Below are 15162 nucleotides of genomic sequence, written 5' to 3'. Positions count from 1 at the left end.
GACCAGACAACACGCATGCCGCCGCCGCAACAGGCGGCGGTGTGCGGCACATTATGGAAAGTCATTATGAACGGCAGCATCCTGGCGCTGAACGCCGGTTCCTCCAGCCTGAAATTCCGTCTTTACGAGGTGCATGGCGAGCAGTTTTCGCTGATCCTGCGCGGCCAGTTCGACGGGCTCAACGCCACCCCGCATCTGACGGTCAAGGAGGCGAGCGGCAAGGAGATCGCCGATCTCGATCTTGAGCTCGAAGACAATATGCGCGAGGACATGCTGTCGCGCATCTTCGAGATCATTTCACCCTATACCGTCAACAACCCGCTGCGCGCCGTCGGCCATCGCGTGCTGCATGGCGGCGAGCGATTCTCGGCGCCGGTGCTGCTGGACGATGCCGTGCTCGACTATCTGGAAACGCTGATTCCGATGGGGCCGCTGCACCAGCCGGCCAATCTCGCCTCGGTCAAGCTGTTCCGCAAGATCCGGCCCGACCTGCCGCAGGTCGCCTGTTTCGACACCGCCTTTCACGTCAATATCGACGAGCGCGCCGCGCGCTATCCGATCCCCCGCCGCTATGGCGACAAGGGCTATCGCCGCTTCGGCTTTCACGGGCTGTCCTACACCTATATCGCGGAGCGTATTCACCAGATTTCCGATTACCTGGCGCGCAAGCGCAGCGTGGTGGCGCATCTCGGTAACGGCTCCAGCCTGTGCGCCATGCGCAACGGCAAGGCCGTCGACACCACGATGGGCATGACCCCGCTTGGCGGGCTGATGATGGGCACGCGCTCCGGCACGGTGGACCCCGGCCTTGTGCTGGCGCTGATCGAGACGGAGGGGCTTTCGCCGGCCGATCTGAAACACATGCTCTATTACGATTCCGGCCTGCTGGGCGTCTCCGGCATCTCGCCGGACCTGCGCGACCTGCTTGCAAGCGATGATCCGCACGCCGCCCAGGCGATCGCGCTCTACGTGTTTTCCGCCACCCGCGAAATAGCCTCGATGGCGGCGAGCATGGAGGGCATGGACGCGCTGGTGTTCACCGCCGGCATCGGCGAGAATTCCGCGGTCATGCGCAAAATGATCTGCGACCGGCTGGCCTGGATCGGGGTGACGCTCGATGAGGAGGCCAACGAGAAGAACGCGGCCATCATCTCCGCGCCTGAAAGCCGGATCGAGGTGTGGATCATTCCCACCGATGAGGAAGTGGTTCTGGCCAAGCAGACCGCGAAGGTGATCGGGGAAGGGGAGCACGGCGACGCGGCTGCGTGATTGCCGCTGCGCGTCGACATAGCCGGAGGCACGCAGCTGTTTGCCTGCTCCAGCGGACCCACACGGGTCATGCTCGGACTTGATGCGAGCATCCAGGCGGCTTAAGGCATTGGTCTATAAGGAAATTTTGCTGGCGCCCGTCGTATTTCCTGGATCCTCGGGTCAAGCCCAAGGATGACGCGGAGCGTGGGGAGTGGCTTGTCGACACACCGAGGGCGCTGGCGGACGCCTTCCTCTTTATGACGTCAGAAGCCGCCCGCTGGAGGCTACTTGGCGACAGGGCTTGAACCCTGTTGCCTGTGCGCTCTCAGCCGTCGTTGGCCGAGTTCAGATTTTCCGGCCGGATGCCGGTGCATGGGCCGATCTGCTGTTTCAGCCGGACGCCGGGGCCGAAGCCGCCTTCGCCATCCTCGATGAAGACCACGCCTTGTGTCTCGAAGGCCTTTTCCAGTTTGTCGGCGATGGCGAGATCGCGCTCGGCCGCGTCGTCCTCCGCCTGCAACAAAAGGTCGCGGTCAATGCCGGTCATGGCGGCGGCCTGGTCGTGCGAGAGGCCGAGGAGCGCGCGGGCGGCGCGGATTTGGTGGGGTGTCGTCATCGAAGCCTTCCGTGATGTTCAGATAGTCTCTTACCATGTCCAATGTGCCAAATCTTCGGCGGTTCCGCGCAATCCGCAATAATTATCGCGGCGTTCATTTGCGGTTTGCCGGCGGGCCCGCCATCCATTTGATGATGAACATTGCCGGGATGATCCACAGAAGTCCGGTGAGGATGAAATAGATCAGGGCGGCGCCGGCGGAGCGGCCGTCGAGCACGACGGTTGCCAGCATGGTGGCAGTCAGTGCATAGACGATGACGAGGGTGACGATTGCGATCGTCCCGATGAATTTGCGCAATCTGACTGGCACGGCTGCGATACCCTCCTTATGGGTGTTCGAGATTATGCCGTTGAGCGGCAGGTGTGAAGTCCGTAAGCCAGAACGGCGCAAATGGCAAAGCGAGCGGAGCAGGAATGATGGCGTTTGGAAGAAACATCACGTGGAGCGAGGACGAACTCCGGTTCAACGCCGCCATGGTGCGGGGGTGGCTGTATTTCGTGGTGCTGGTGCTGTTCTGTCTGGTGATCGTGGGCGGGGCCACGCGGCTCACCCATTCCGGCCTTTCGATCACGGAGTGGAAGCCGCTGCACGGCGTGATTCCGCCGCTCAATCTGGCTCAGTGGCAGGAAGAGTTCGAGCTCTACAAGCGCATCCCGGAATACCAGCTCGTGAACAAGGGCATGTCGCTCGCCGAGTTCCAGAACCTGTTCTGGTGGGAATGGGCGCACCGGCTGCTGGCCCGCACAGTGGGGTTGATCTTCGCCGTGCCGCTGTTCCTGTTCTGGATCACCGGCCGTCTGCCCAAGGGGCTGGGGCTGCCGCTGGTCGGCGTTCTGGCGCTTGGCGGTCTGCAAGGTTTCATCGGCTGGTGGATGGTGTCGTCCGGCCTGTCGGAGCGCACCGATGTCAGCCAGTACCGGCTCGCGGTCCACCTGATCATGGCCTGTCTGATCATCGCCTCATGCGTCTATATCGGCCGGGGGTTGACCCCGCGCAAGCATGAGCATGTCGGCGGCGCGCACTGGCTTGCGGTGATCCTGCTGGTCGCGACCTTCGTGCAGCTCTATCTCGGCGCGCTGGTGGCGGGTCTCGACGCCGGTCTTTCCTACAACACATGGCCGTTGATGGACGGCGCGGTGGTGCCGGGCGGTCTGCTGTTGCATGAGCCGGCCTGGATCAATTTCTTCGAAAACCCGAAGACGGTGCAGTTCGCCCATCGCTGCGGCGGCTATATCCTGCTGCTGCTGGCGCTCGCGCATTTCGTCATCGAATGGCGCAGCGCCGTGGCGCGCGGGCTTGATCTGGAACTCTCCCAGCATGCCCGCGGCGCGCTGATCCTGCTGGCTGCCGTGGTGATCCAGGCCGTCATCGGCATCATCACGCTGGTGACGATGATGCCGCTGCCGATCGCGCTTACGCATCAGGCGATGGCGATCATCGTGCTGATCATCGTCACCGCCCATCTGCGGGGCTATAGCGCGCCACGCTTCGAACTGGCTTAGAGCGGTTCGTCAGCCGAAGCGGTAGGCCGAATAGGGCTTGCCGAGGAAGTTGCCCTGAAAGATGCGTTTGCCGGCATCCGGGCCCGCGGCGCCCGCTGCGGCGAACACCGGGACCAGATGGTCGTGGTCGGGCACGTGGGCGGCGAGCGCGTCGGGATTGTCTTTCCACTCCGCCAGCTTTTGCGCCCGCGCCACCGGGTTCTCGATCGCCACGGCCTCTGTCAGCCACGCATCAAAACGGGCAGCGGCCTGTTCATGGCCGGCATCCCGGCGGAAGAACATCCGCATATTGTGATAGGAGAGACCCGATCCGACGATCAGAATATCCTCGTCGCGCAGCCCTTCCAGCGCCTGCCCGATCCGGAAATGGGTTTCTGCCGAAAGATCCGGATCGAGCGACATCATGATGATAGGCACGTCGGCATGCGGATAGATCATCATGAACGGGATGAACACGCCGTGGTCGAAGCCGCGCTCGGAATCCGCCACCGTCTCGATGCCGGCCTCGCGCAGCACATCGCGGACGTGCTCGGCGATGAACGGCGCGCCGGGGGCAGGATAGTCGAGCTGATAGGTATGCGGCGGAAAGCCGTAATAATCGAACAGCATCGGCGGATTGGAAGCCGTCGAGACGGTCAGCTTGTCGACCTTTTCCCAGTGCGCGGAAACGAGCAGCACGGCTTTAGGACGCCGGCCGAGTGAGGCGTCGACGCCTTTCAGGAAAATCTCGAGTTCCTTCCACGGGTCGTCATCGGGAAGCTGGCCTTCCGGGCCATGCATGAACGGCCACGGACCACCCCCATGGGGAACGAACAGGACGGGAAGACGTGATTGATCTGACATGATCGGAAACCTCGTTGGTTGCTTGAATGCAATATAGCGAGGCGGAGACCCGGCGGCGATGGCTCAACCGGTCGACGGAGCGTTCACGATATGGGGGGGGAGATTGGTGACGACGATTCAGCCCTTGGAGGACGTTGTTTTTCTACGGAGGGCCTGGCCGCCATAATCTCCCCCTTGAGGGGGAGATGTCGCGAAAGCGACAGAGAGGGGTAAAGGGCGCAAGCCCTAAAAGCCGCAAGCTCCGAATTTGCCGAGAGGGTTCACCCCTCTCTGCCCCTGTCGGGGCATCTCCCCCTCAAGGGGGGAGATTGTAGGTTGAGAGCTCGGTGGACGTCGTTAGGCGGAACGCGCCTGCCCGCTATCAAGCCAAAGCAGCTCCCCAACCTCACGCCGAGAGCATCAGATCCATGTTCTGCACCGCAGCACCCGAGGCGCCCTTGCCGAGATTGTCGAGCTGGGCCACCAGATTGACGTGATCGCTGCTGCCGAAGACATAAAGCTTCATGATGTCCTGGTCGGCGAGTTCCTCGGCGTTGACGCGGGGAAGGGCGGCGCTTTGTTCAAGCGGCACGACCTGAACGATGTCCTGGCCGGCATAGTATTCGACAAGCGTCGCGTGAATGCTTTCCGTCGTCTGGCTGCCTTCGAGGTCTTCCAGATAAAGCGGCACCTGCACCAGCATGCCCTGCGCGAAGCGGCCGACGGAGGGCGAGAAGATCGGCGGGCGGGCCAGCAGACCGTGGGTCGTCATCTCCGGCACGTGCTTGTGTTTGAGGTTGAGCCCATAAAGGAAATATGGCGCGTCGATATGGTCGTCGCGGCTCGCGTCCTCCATCTGGGCGATCATGTTCTTGCCGCCGCCGGTATAGCCTGAGACCGCGTTGATCGTGACCGGGTAGCTGTCGGGCAGAATGCCGGCAGCGCGCAGCGGCCGGATCAGGCCGATCGCGCCGGTCGGGTAGCAGCCGGGGTTTGCCACATGGCGGGCGGAGCGGATGCGCTCGGCCTGGGCCTTGTCCATCTCGGCAAAGCCATAGGCCCAGTCGGGATCGGTGCGGTAAGCGGTGGAGGTGTCGATGACGCGCACCTTGTTGTTGCCGGAAAGCATGGCGACGGCCTCCCGCGAGGCTTCGTCCGGCAGGCACAGGATCGCGATATCGGCGCTGTTCAGCATGTCCTCGCGCATGGCGGCGTTACGCCGTTCCTCATGCGGGATCGACAGCATTTCGACATCGCGGCGGCTTTCCATGCGGCTGCGGATCTGCAGGCCGGTGGTTCCGTGTTCGCCGTCGATGAAGATTTTCGCTGCCATGGTCTCGTCCTTCGATGGGAATTATGCAGCGTTATATAGAGCGGGCCGGCCCGGCCCGCAATCATTCTGTCCGGGCAAAGTCGTCAGGGTTGTTTGACGTCGCGGAAGATCATCTCCGGCAGGCTGCCGATGGCTGGGTAGAGCGGGATCAGGCAGGCCTGAAGGGCGTGATAGATGTCGCTCTTGCCGGGAAACAGCGTGGACTGCGGCACCAAATCCTCCGACAACTCCTCATGCCAGCCGCCGTTTTCGTGGTCGAAAAGGTGGTTGGCAATGAAGCTCCACTGCTTGCGATAGGCATACATATGCATGTCCTCGCCGAAATGGGCGGTGAGGAAGTGGGTGGCGCCGATGCCTTCGGCATGCGGCCACCACAGCTTCGCCCGGTTCTGCGGCTGGTTGTTCCAGTCAAGCGTGTAGAACATGCCCCGCTTATCGAAATCCCAGCCGTATTTGAAGGCGGAGACGAACAGTTCGCGCGCGGCTTTCGGCATCCATTCGTAGGAGCGGCCGGTGAGCGTGTAGAGCTGAAGCAGAAGACGGGTCCATTCCAGCCAATGGCCGGGGGTGGTGCCGGAGGGGCGGAACATCTCGTTGCCTGAATAGTTGTAGTCGACCTTCCAGTCTTCGGTAAAATGCTCGGCCACGCGATATTCGCTCGCGGTCGCGTGCTTCTTGATGATCAGTTCGGCGATGCGCTTTGCCTTGGTGAGGTATTCGACTTCGCCAGTCACCTCGTAGGCTTCCATCAGCGCTTCGGTCATGTGCATGTTGCAGTTCTGGCCGCGATAGCCGGGCACCGGCGTCCAGTCGGTCTCGAATTCCTCGGCGACCGCGCCGTACTTTTCCTCCCAGAAGCGGGTATTGATCACCTCGGTCACGTCCGCGATCATCGCATCGGCCAGCGGATGACCTGCGAATTTGGCAGAGGAAGCGGCAAGTAGCACGAAGGCATGGCCATAGGCCTGCTTGGTCGGTTCTCCGCACGGGCCGTTATCATCGACCTGCCAGAAATAGCCGCCATTTTTCTTGTCGCGATGATGCTCCCACAGATAGTTCATACCGTGGTCCATCAGGTCGTCGCAGCCGGGCCGGCCGAGAAGATGACCGATTGCCATGCAGTGGACCATGCGCGTGGTGGTGTGGATGCCGCGCACCGGATTGTCGCCGCCCGTCGGCTTGCCGTGCTTGTCGAACTCGTAGAAGCCGCCCTTCGGGTTGATCGAACGATATTGGAAATAATCGAAAAGGTTGTTCGCCTGCTGCATCAGCCATTCGCGGTGATAGGGCCGCTTGATCCAGCGCGGCGGGGCGACCAGCGTATTGATCTTCGGCTTCATGGCAAATCCTCCAATTTGTGCGGCCGGAGCCGGCCATGCTATGCGGAAACGCCGTCAGATACGGCGTGGGTCAATTGATTAAGGTATATCGCGCTCAGGGCATCATCACAATTCTGATTTGCATCGTCCTTGATCATGCGCGAACAATGAAACACATAGGTGACAGCTGCGGCGCGCGCTGAAAGGTCCGAATTCAGCCGCTATATATTGACATAAAGATATCTTTATGTGATCTCGCAGCTTCGAAATCTGGAGATGAGTGATGTTTGACGACCTGTTCGGGGAAGAAGCGCCCAAACGCGACGGCAAGGAAATCCGGGCCGCGCTGGAAACGGCCGCGCGCGAGCGCATTCTGGTTCTCGACGGCGCCATGGGCACGCAGATCCAGGGGCTCGGTTTCGACGAGGACCATTTCCGCGGCGACCGCTTCATCGGCTGCGCCTGTCACCAGAAGGGCAATAACGACCTGCTGATTCTGTCGCAGCCGAAGGCGGTCGAGGATATCCATTTCGCTTATGCCATGGCGGGCGCGGACATAATCGAGACCAACACGTTTTCCGGCACGCGGATCGCCCAGGCCGATTACCAGATGGAAAACATTGTCTATGATCTGAACCGGGACGGCGCGCGGGTGGCCCGACGCGCCGCAATCCGGGCGGAAAAGGAAGACGGTCGCCGCCGCTTCGTGGCCGGCGCCGTCGGCCCCACCAACCGCACGGCCTCGATCTCGCCGGACGTCAACAATCCCGGCTATCGCGCTGTTTCCTTTGATCAATTGCGCGATGCCTATCGCGAGCAGATCAACGGGTTGATCGATGGCGGTTCCGACCTGATTCTGATCGAGACGATCTTCGACACGCTGAACGCCAAGGCCGCCGTGTTCGCCGCGCGCCAGGCGTTTCGCGAAAAGGGCATTGAACTGCCGCTGATGATCTCCGGCACGATCACCGACCTTTCCGGCCGTACGCTTTCCGGCCAGACGCCGACGGCGTTCTGGAACTCGTTGTCACATGCCGACGCTTTCACCATCGGGCTCAACTGTGCGTTGGGCGCGGATGCCATGCTGCCGCATCTTCAGGAACTGTCCGGCGTCGCCGACACCTTCATCTGCGCCTATCCCAATGCCGGGCTGCCGAACGAATTCGGCCAATACGATCAGGACCCCGACGAGATGGCTGCGCTGATCCGTCCGTTTGCCGAGCAGGGGCTGGTGAACGTCATCGGCGGCTGTTGTGGCTCTACGCCGGAGCATATCGCGAAGATCCGCGACACGGTTTCAGCATTTGCCCCGCGCGAAGTGCCGGAGCATCGCGCCGTGATGTCGCTCTCGGGCCTCGAGCCGTTCACGCTGACCAAGGACATTCCATTCGTCAATGTCGGCGAGCGCACCAATGTCACCGGCTCGGCCAAGTTCCGCAAGCTGATCACCAATGCCGATTACGCAGCCGCCCTCGACGTTGCGCGCGATCAGGTGGAAGCCGGCGCGCAGATCATCGACATCAACATGGATGAGGGCCTGATCGACTCGCAAAAGGCGATGGTCGAGTATCTCAACCTGATCGCCGCCGAACCGGATATCGCCCGCGTGCCGCTGATGATCGATTCCTCGAAATGGGAGATCATCGAGGCCGGGCTGAAATGCGCGCAGGGCAAGTCGCTGGTGAACTCGATCTCGCTGAAGGAAGGCGAGGAGCAGTTCATCGAAAAGGCGCAGCTCATCCGCGACTATGGCGCGGCCACCGTGGTGATGGCCTTCGACGAAGCCGGCCAGGCGGACACCTATGAACGTAAGGTCGAGATCTGCACGCGGGCCTACAATATCCTGACGCAGAAGGTTGGTTTTCCGCCGGAAGATATTGTTTTCGATCCGAATATCTTTGCCGTTGCCACCGGCATCGAGGAGCATGACAATTACGGCGTCGACTTTCTGCAGGCGACCAAGACCATCCGCGAAACGCTGCCGGGCGCGCATATTTCCGGCGGCGTGTCGAACCTGTCCTTCTCCTTCCGCGGCAATGAGCCGGTGCGGCAGGCGATGCACGCCGTGTTCCTCTACCACGCCATCCAGGCGGGCATGGATATGGGCATCGTCAATGCCGGCCAGCTGATCGTCTACGAGACCATCGACCCGGAACTGCGCGAGGCCTGCGAGGACGTGGTGCTGAACCGCCGCAAGGATGCGACCGAGCGTCTGCTGGAGATTGCTGAACGCTTCCGTGGCACGGGCAAGACCGAGGAGCGCAAGCAGGACCTCGCCTGGCGCGAATGGCCGGTCGAGAAGCGGCTCGAGCACGCGCTGGTCAACGGCATCACCGAATATATCGAGGGCGATGTCGAGGAAGCCCGGCAGGCCGCCGAGCGCCCGCTGCACGTGATCGAAGGGCCGCTGATGGCCGGCATGAATGTCGTTGGCGACCTGTTCGGCGCCGGCAAGATGTTCCTGCCGCAGGTGGTGAAATCCGCCCGCGTGATGAAGCAGGGCGTGGCCGTGCTGCTGCCTTACATGGAAGAGGAAAAGCGCCTCAATGGCGGCGAGGAGGGCCAGTCCGCCGGCAAGGTGATCATGGCGACCGTCAAGGGCGACGTGCACGACATCGGCAAGAACATCGTCGGCGTCGTGCTCGCCTGCAACAATTACGAGATCATCGATCTCGGCGTGATGGTGCCGTCGGAAAAGATTCTTGCTGCCGCCAGGGAGCACAAGGCCGATATCATCGGGCTTTCCGGCCTGATCACGCCCTCGCTCGACGAAATGGTGCATGTCGCCGCCGAAATGGAGCGGCAGGGCTTTGACATTCCGCTGCTGATCGGCGGGGCGACCACCAGCCGTGTGCATACGGCGGTGAAGATCCACCCGGCCTATGAGAAGGGGCAGGCGATCTATGTGACCGATGCCAGCCGCGCCGTCGGCGTGGTCTCATCGCTGCTGACGCCGGAGATGCGCGACAACTATATCGACAATATCCGCGCGGAATACGCCAAGGTCGCCGATGCCCATCGCAAGGCCGAGGCCGCCAAGAACCGGCTGCCGCTGCCGGCCGCCCGCGCCAATGCGGTGAAGATCGACTGGAACGCCTATGAGCCGACGCGGCCGTCCTTCCTGGGCACGAAGACCTTCGAGGATTACGACCTCGAAACGCTGGCGCGCTATATCGACTGGACGCCGTTCTTCCAGACCTGGGAGCTGAAGGGGCGTTATCCCGATATCCTCAAGGACGAGAAGCAGGGCGAAACCGCGCGTCAACTGTTTGACGATGCCCAGGCGATGCTGAAGAAGATCATCGACGAGAAGTGGTTCCGGCCCCGCGCCGTGATCGGCTTCTGGCCGGCCAATGCCATCGGCGACGATATCCGGCTCTACAAGGATGAAGGCCGCAAGGAAGAGCTGGCGACCTTCTTCACGCTCCGCCAGCAGCTTTCCAAGCGCGGCGACCGGCCGAATGTTGCGATGTCCGATTTCGTGGCCCCGGAAGACAGCGGCAAGCAGGACTATGTCGGCGGCTTCGTGGTCACGGCGGGCTTTGAGGAAATCGCGATTGCCGAGCGCTTCGAGCGCGCCAATGACGACTATTCCTCGATCATGGTCAAGGCGCTCGCCGACCGCTTTGCCGAGGCCTTCGCCGAACGCATGCATGAGCAGGTGCGCCGGGAATACTGGGGCTATGCCCCGGACGAGGCGCTTTCGAACGCTGAGCTGATCGGCGAAGGCTATGGCGGCATCCGCCCGGCGCCGGGCTACCCGGCCCAGCCGGACCACACAGAGAAGAAGACGCTTTTCAACCTTCTCGACGCGACCAATGCCACCGGCGTGGAGCTGACGGAAAGCTATGCGATGTGGCCGGGCTCCTCGGTTTCCGGCATCTATATTGGCCATCCCGACAGCTATTATTTCGGCGTCGCCAAGGTCGAGCGCGACCAGGTGGAAGACTACGCGAAGCGCAAGGGCATGAGCGTCGAGGAAACCGAACGCTGGCTCTCCCCGATCCTCAACTACATTCCGGCAGATGCGAAACCGGTGGATGACGCCGCCTGAGGGCGGCGTTCAGACTGCTGACAAAGCACCAAGCTTTGACCATCATGTGTCATCGACCTTTCGTCTTGTGTCATGCTCGAACTTGATCCGAGCATCCAGGCGAATTAAGTCGCTGAATTTGCGAAGATTTATGGCGAGCCCTTGCCGTGCGGCCTGGATCCTCGGGTCAAGCCCGAGGATGACCCGGAATGTGGGAGACTTCTGTCAGCAAACTGGACGCCGTTTGACCGGCAGCGTTGTTTTTCGTCGTGTCAGCCCGCTGCCGCCGCGGCCTCGTCATCCAGCTTGCTGGCGCGGATCAAAGCCGGTCGGGCGGCAATGCGTTCGGCATAGGCCGCGAAGGAGTCTCGCTTGTCGATCGTGCCGAACTGCAGGCCCCACATGACCTGCGCGCCGACATAGACGTCGGCGGCGGTGAAGTTGTCGCCGGCAACGAAGCGGTTTTCCGACAGCAATTTGTCGAGCGTATCCATGACATGCTCGAAGTTGCCGTAGCCGACCGAGCGTTCCCGTTCCGCGGGCACGACAAAGCCGAAACTGTTGTTGACGATGGCTGCTTCGAACGGGCCTGCGGCGAAGAACAGCCAGCGGTAATAGGAAGCGCGCTCGGAGGGCGGCGGCGCAAGCCCGGCCTCGGGAAAGGCGTCGGCGAGATAGGCGCAGATCGCCGCGCATTCCGTCACCACATTGCCGTCATGGACAATCGCCGGCACCTTGCCCATCGGGTTGATGGCCAGATAGGCCGGTTCCTTCATCGTGCCGTTATAGGTCAGGATGCGGGGCTCATAATCGGCCCCGACTTCCTCCAGCATCCAGCGGGCGATCCGCGCGCGCGATAGCGGGTTTGTGTAAAATGTGATCTTGCTCATCCGTCCCCCTTGATGTTCGTGTTATGTTCTATATGGGCGGTGGCGGAAAATCAAGACCTAAATGATGAGCGTCGGCTCGGACGTCGGTACAGCGTCAGGAGCCGCTCTTGCCGCCGGCCTCTCCCAGTGCCGCCTGCTCGTCGTCGCTCAGAACGCGGGACCGGGTCAGAAACCGCTTCTCGCGGCCGTTATCAAGGCTGAACATGCCGCCGCGACCGGGCACCACGTCGAGGATTAACTGGGTGTGTTTCCAGGCCTGGAACTGCGGGCCGGATATCCAGACTTCCGCTCCTTCCACTTCGCCAAGCAGAACGTCGCCGCTGCCGAGGTGAAATTCGGCTTTCGGATAGCACATCGGCGACGAGCCGTCGCAGCAGCCGCCGGACTGGTGGAACATGATCTCGCCGTGGTCGGCCTTGATCTCGCGGATGAGCTCACGCGCCGCAAGCGTCGCGGTTACCCGGCTGCCCTTTTCGGCGCCGGCAGGCAGGTCGGCATCGGTGACGCAGCGGATGTCAGGCTTTTCCATATCCGTCTCCTTGTTGAACCGAAAGCGAACGGGCGAAGCCGAAGCTCCGCCCGCCACCTGGGAGGATTCCCCTGGCCTCAGAAGAAGCCGACTTTTTCAGTGCTGTAGCTGACCAGCAGGTTCTTGGTCTGCTGATAGTGGTCGAGCATCATCTTGTGGGTCTCGCGCCCGATGCCCGACTGCTTGTAGCCGCCGAAGGCCGCGTGTGCCGGATAGGCGTGGTAGTTGTTGACCCAGACGCGCCCGGCCTGGATATGGCGGCCGAAGCGGTAGCAGGTATTGGCATCGCGCGACCACACGCCGGCGCCAAGACCATAGAGCGTGTCGTTGGCGATCTCGAGCGCTTCCGCCTCATCCTTGAAGGTGGTGACGGAGACGACGGGCCCGAAGATTTCCTCCTGGAACACCCGCATCTTGTTGTGGCCCTTCAGGATCGTCGGCTGGATGTAATATCCATTCGACAGCTCTCCGCCGAGGTCAGCCGCAGCGCCGCCCAAAAGCACCTCCGCGCCTTCCTGACGGCCGATATCGAAGTAGGAGAGGATCTTCTCCTTCTGCTCGCTCGATGCCTGCGCGCCGATCATGGTGTTGTCGGCCCGCGGGTCGCCCTGGATGATCGCCTTGGTGCGGGCAATCGCCTTTTCCATGAAGGCGTCGTAGATGTCTTCCTGGATCAGCGCGCGGGACGGGCAGGTGCAGACCTCGCCCTGGTTGAGCGCGAAGAACACGAAGCCTTCGACCGCCTTGTCGAGGAAGCCGTCGTCCTCGCGCATCACATCCTGGAAGAAGATGTTGGGTGATTTGCCGCCAAGCTCCAGCGTCACCGGAATGAGGTTTTCGGTGGCATATTGCATGATCAGCCGGCCGGTCGTGGTCTCGCCGGTAAACGCGATCTTGGAGATGCGCGGGCTCTGCGCCAGCGGCTTGCCGGCTTCAAGACCGAAGCCGTTGACGATGTTGAGCACGCCCGGCGGCAGGATGTCGGCGATCAGTTCCGCCACCACCAGGATCGAGGCAGGCGTCTGTTCGGCGGGCTTCAGCACCACGCAGTTGCCGGCGGCAATCGCCGGGGCCAGCTTCCAGGCGGCCATCAGGATCGGGAAGTTCCAGGGAATGATCTGGCCGACCACGCCGAGCGGTTCATGGAAGTGATAGGCGACGGTGTCGTCGTCGATCTCACTCATCGTGCCTTCCTGGGCGCGCAGCGCCGAGGCAAAGTAGCGGAAATGGTCGGCGGCAAGCGGGATATCCGCGTTCATGGTCTCGCGGATCGGTTTGCCATTGTCCCAGGTCTCGCAGGTGGCGATGAAGGGCAGGTTGGCTTCGATCACATCCGCGATCTTCAGCAGCGCGCGGGCGCGTTCGGCCGGGGCCGTCGCGCCCCATTTGGCCTTTGCCGCGTGGGCGGCATCAAGCGCCAGCTCGATATCGGCAGCATCGGAACGGGCAATCTCGTTGATCGCGGCCCCGGTGATCGGCGTTGTGTTGGTAAAATAGCGGCCGTTTTTCGGCGGTACGAACTTGCCGCCGATGAAATTGTCATAACGGTCCTTGAAGGGGGATTTCAAAAGCCCTTCGGGTTTGCTCATCTCGTTCATAACAGTTCCTCCCAGAAATCATGCTGAACCTTGGTGATGGGCCAAGTTTCGACCGATGATCGCTGTTTGTCATCCGCCGCGAACCGGCAGAGAACGGAGACTGTCTCGCAATTGAGACAGTTTTCCGCGCCAAAGATGTTGCTCTGGTGAGGAGGTTGTGGTGGAACGGGCTGCTTCGCCCAAAAGGAGCCGTTTCCGTCTAGTTCTGTTCGAATCGCGATTGCAGGCCGAGGCGCTTCATGCGGCGATAAAGCGTTGCGCGGCCAATGCCAAGATCCTCAGCAGCGCGGCTTGCATTGCCGTGGCGGCGCGCGAGCGCCTTGAGGATGGCGGAGCGTTCCGCCGAGGCTAAACCGCTCTCCGGAGCCCCTTTCGCCAGCAGGTCGTCGGCCGGGACCGGGGAGAACCGGCCCGCGGGCACAAGGCCCAGCGCCAGCCGCGCGGCGCGGGTTGCGCCGATCACGAGGTCGTTCTCATCGACGGCGACAAGCGCGGCGGCATCGCTGCCGGTGGATTCCCTGTCATCGTCATCATCCACGAGAATGATTCGCTGACCGTTGTGATCGTGGCGGAAGCAGTCCGCCTCGATTTGCCGCGCGGCCTGGCGCACGAGCGCGGCGATGAGCTGGTTGGCGGAAGCGGTCTGGTCGCTGCGGGCAGAGGAGATATCGAGCGCGCCGATCAGCCGGCCATCCGCCCCGTAAATCGGCGCGTCGATGCAGCTCATGGCGATGTTGCGGTCCAGAAAGTGCTCGTCGCGATGAATGATGAGCGGCCGTTCCTCCGCAAGGCAGGTGCCGATGCCGTTCGTGCCGACGGCGGCCTCCGACCAGCTTCGGCCAGGGGTCAGACCCCAGCTTTCGAAACTCGACTGGTCGCCGCTGCGCCAGCGGGCGTCGATAACCACGCCATCGGCATCGCTCAGGAAAACGCCGCAGGCAGACAACGAGACGCATTTGTAGAGATGGTCGAGCCGGGCACGGGCGACATGCATCAGAAGGTCGGATTTCTCAATCCGCTGCCGTAATTCCAGTTCGGATAGCGTCTCGGCGCGACGCGTTCTGGCGCTGGCCGGATCGAGCCCGTGCTGAACGAGCGAGCGCCACCATGATGCTGCGACAGGCGAGCGCGCCGGCCCGTTGGCCGACAGCGCCGTCGCGGTCACGATGTCGGCATGGGCACGGCTTGCCGGCGGCCTTGACATATAAGCCATCGCTGTCTCCTCCCGCTTCCGGCGCGCATCTGTGGTGCCGCTACCGGCTTCCTCG

General features: G+C 62.2%; 12 protein-coding genes. 3 read left to right on the top strand and 9 right to left on the bottom strand.

Features of this window, described 5'->3' with window-relative positions; genetic code table 11:
• Window positions 1–66 precede the first annotated feature (66 nt).
• Window positions 67–1269, top strand: a complete 1203-nt coding sequence (locus V6766_RS15025) for an acetate/propionate family kinase (protein WP_448467757.1) — start codon at window positions 67–69, stop codon at window positions 1267–1269.
• A 307-nt stretch (window positions 1270–1576) separates the two neighbouring features.
• Here V6766_RS15025 and V6766_RS15020 read toward each other — a convergent pair whose 3' ends face one another.
• A complete protein-coding gene (locus V6766_RS15020) occupies window positions 1577–1867 on the bottom strand; it encodes a helix-turn-helix domain-containing protein (protein WP_448467755.1) in 291 nt (96 codons plus the stop codon).
• 94 nt (window positions 1868–1961) lie between these two features.
• Window positions 1962–2177 carry a DUF2842 domain-containing protein gene (locus V6766_RS15015; protein WP_448428358.1) on the bottom strand — a complete coding sequence of 72 codons (216 nt, stop codon included), beginning with the start codon at window positions 2175–2177 and terminating at the stop codon, window positions 1962–1964.
• A 104-nt stretch (window positions 2178–2281) separates the two neighbouring features.
• Here V6766_RS15015 and V6766_RS15010 point away from each other — a divergent pair, with 104 nt between their 5' ends.
• On the top strand, window positions 2282–3370 hold the full coding sequence (locus V6766_RS15010) for a COX15/CtaA family protein (protein WP_448467753.1): 1089 nt from the start codon (window positions 2282–2284) through the stop codon (window positions 3368–3370).
• A gap of 9 nt (window positions 3371–3379) precedes the next feature.
• Here the strand turns inward: V6766_RS15010 and V6766_RS15005 are convergent, their stop codons facing one another.
• The 3 genes from V6766_RS15005 to V6766_RS14995 form a co-directional block, all read right to left on the bottom strand.
• Entirely contained in the window at window positions 3380–4213 is an 834-nt protein-coding gene (locus tag V6766_RS15005; protein ID WP_448467751.1) for a DODA-type extradiol aromatic ring-opening family dioxygenase, read from the bottom strand.
• Between the two features lie 385 nt (window positions 4214–4598).
• Window positions 4599–5525: an N-acetyl-gamma-glutamyl-phosphate reductase gene (argC, locus tag V6766_RS15000; RefSeq protein ID WP_448467749.1), complete on the bottom strand. Its 927-nt coding sequence runs from the start codon at window positions 5523–5525 to the stop codon at window positions 4599–4601.
• A gap of 83 nt (window positions 5526–5608) precedes the next feature.
• On the bottom strand, window positions 5609–6865 hold the full coding sequence (locus V6766_RS14995; RefSeq protein ID WP_448467747.1) for an AGE family epimerase/isomerase: 1257 nt from the start codon (window positions 6863–6865) through the stop codon (window positions 5609–5611).
• 262 nt (window positions 6866–7127) lie between these two features.
• Between V6766_RS14995 and metH the strand changes: the two genes are divergently transcribed.
• Window positions 7128–10898 (top strand): methionine synthase, encoded by a 3771-nt coding sequence (gene metH / locus V6766_RS14990; RefSeq protein ID WP_448467745.1) that lies wholly within the window; start codon window positions 7128–7130, stop codon window positions 10896–10898.
• A gap of 251 nt (window positions 10899–11149) precedes the next feature.
• On the opposite strand, the gene V6766_RS14985 is transcribed toward metH, so the two are convergent.
• The 4 genes from V6766_RS14985 to V6766_RS14970 all read right to left on the bottom strand — a co-directional run bounded on the left by V6766_RS14985 (window position 11150) and on the right by V6766_RS14970 (window position 15107).
• Window positions 11150–11767 carry a glutathione S-transferase family protein gene (locus V6766_RS14985; protein ID WP_448467743.1) on the bottom strand — a complete coding sequence of 206 codons (618 nt, stop codon included), beginning with the start codon at window positions 11765–11767 and terminating at the stop codon, window positions 11150–11152.
• Window positions 11768–11861: 94 nt separating this feature from the next.
• Window positions 11862–12296 carry a DUF779 domain-containing protein gene (locus V6766_RS14980; protein ID WP_448467741.1) on the bottom strand — a complete coding sequence of 145 codons (435 nt, stop codon included), beginning with the start codon at window positions 12294–12296 and terminating at the stop codon, window positions 11862–11864.
• Between the two features lie 77 nt (window positions 12297–12373).
• On the bottom strand, window positions 12374–13885 hold the full coding sequence (gene adh, locus V6766_RS14975) for an aldehyde dehydrogenase (protein WP_448467856.1): 1512 nt from the start codon (window positions 13883–13885) through the stop codon (window positions 12374–12376).
• A 208-nt stretch (window positions 13886–14093) separates the two neighbouring features.
• Window positions 14094–15107 (bottom strand): GAF domain-containing protein, encoded by a 1014-nt coding sequence (locus tag V6766_RS14970; RefSeq protein WP_448467739.1) that lies wholly within the window; start codon window positions 15105–15107, stop codon window positions 14094–14096.
• Window positions 15108–15162 lie beyond the last annotated feature (55 nt).

This window comes from Martelella sp. AMO21009, from assembly GCF_053484295.1.
This window is presented reverse-complemented; position numbering and strand designations above follow the sequence as displayed.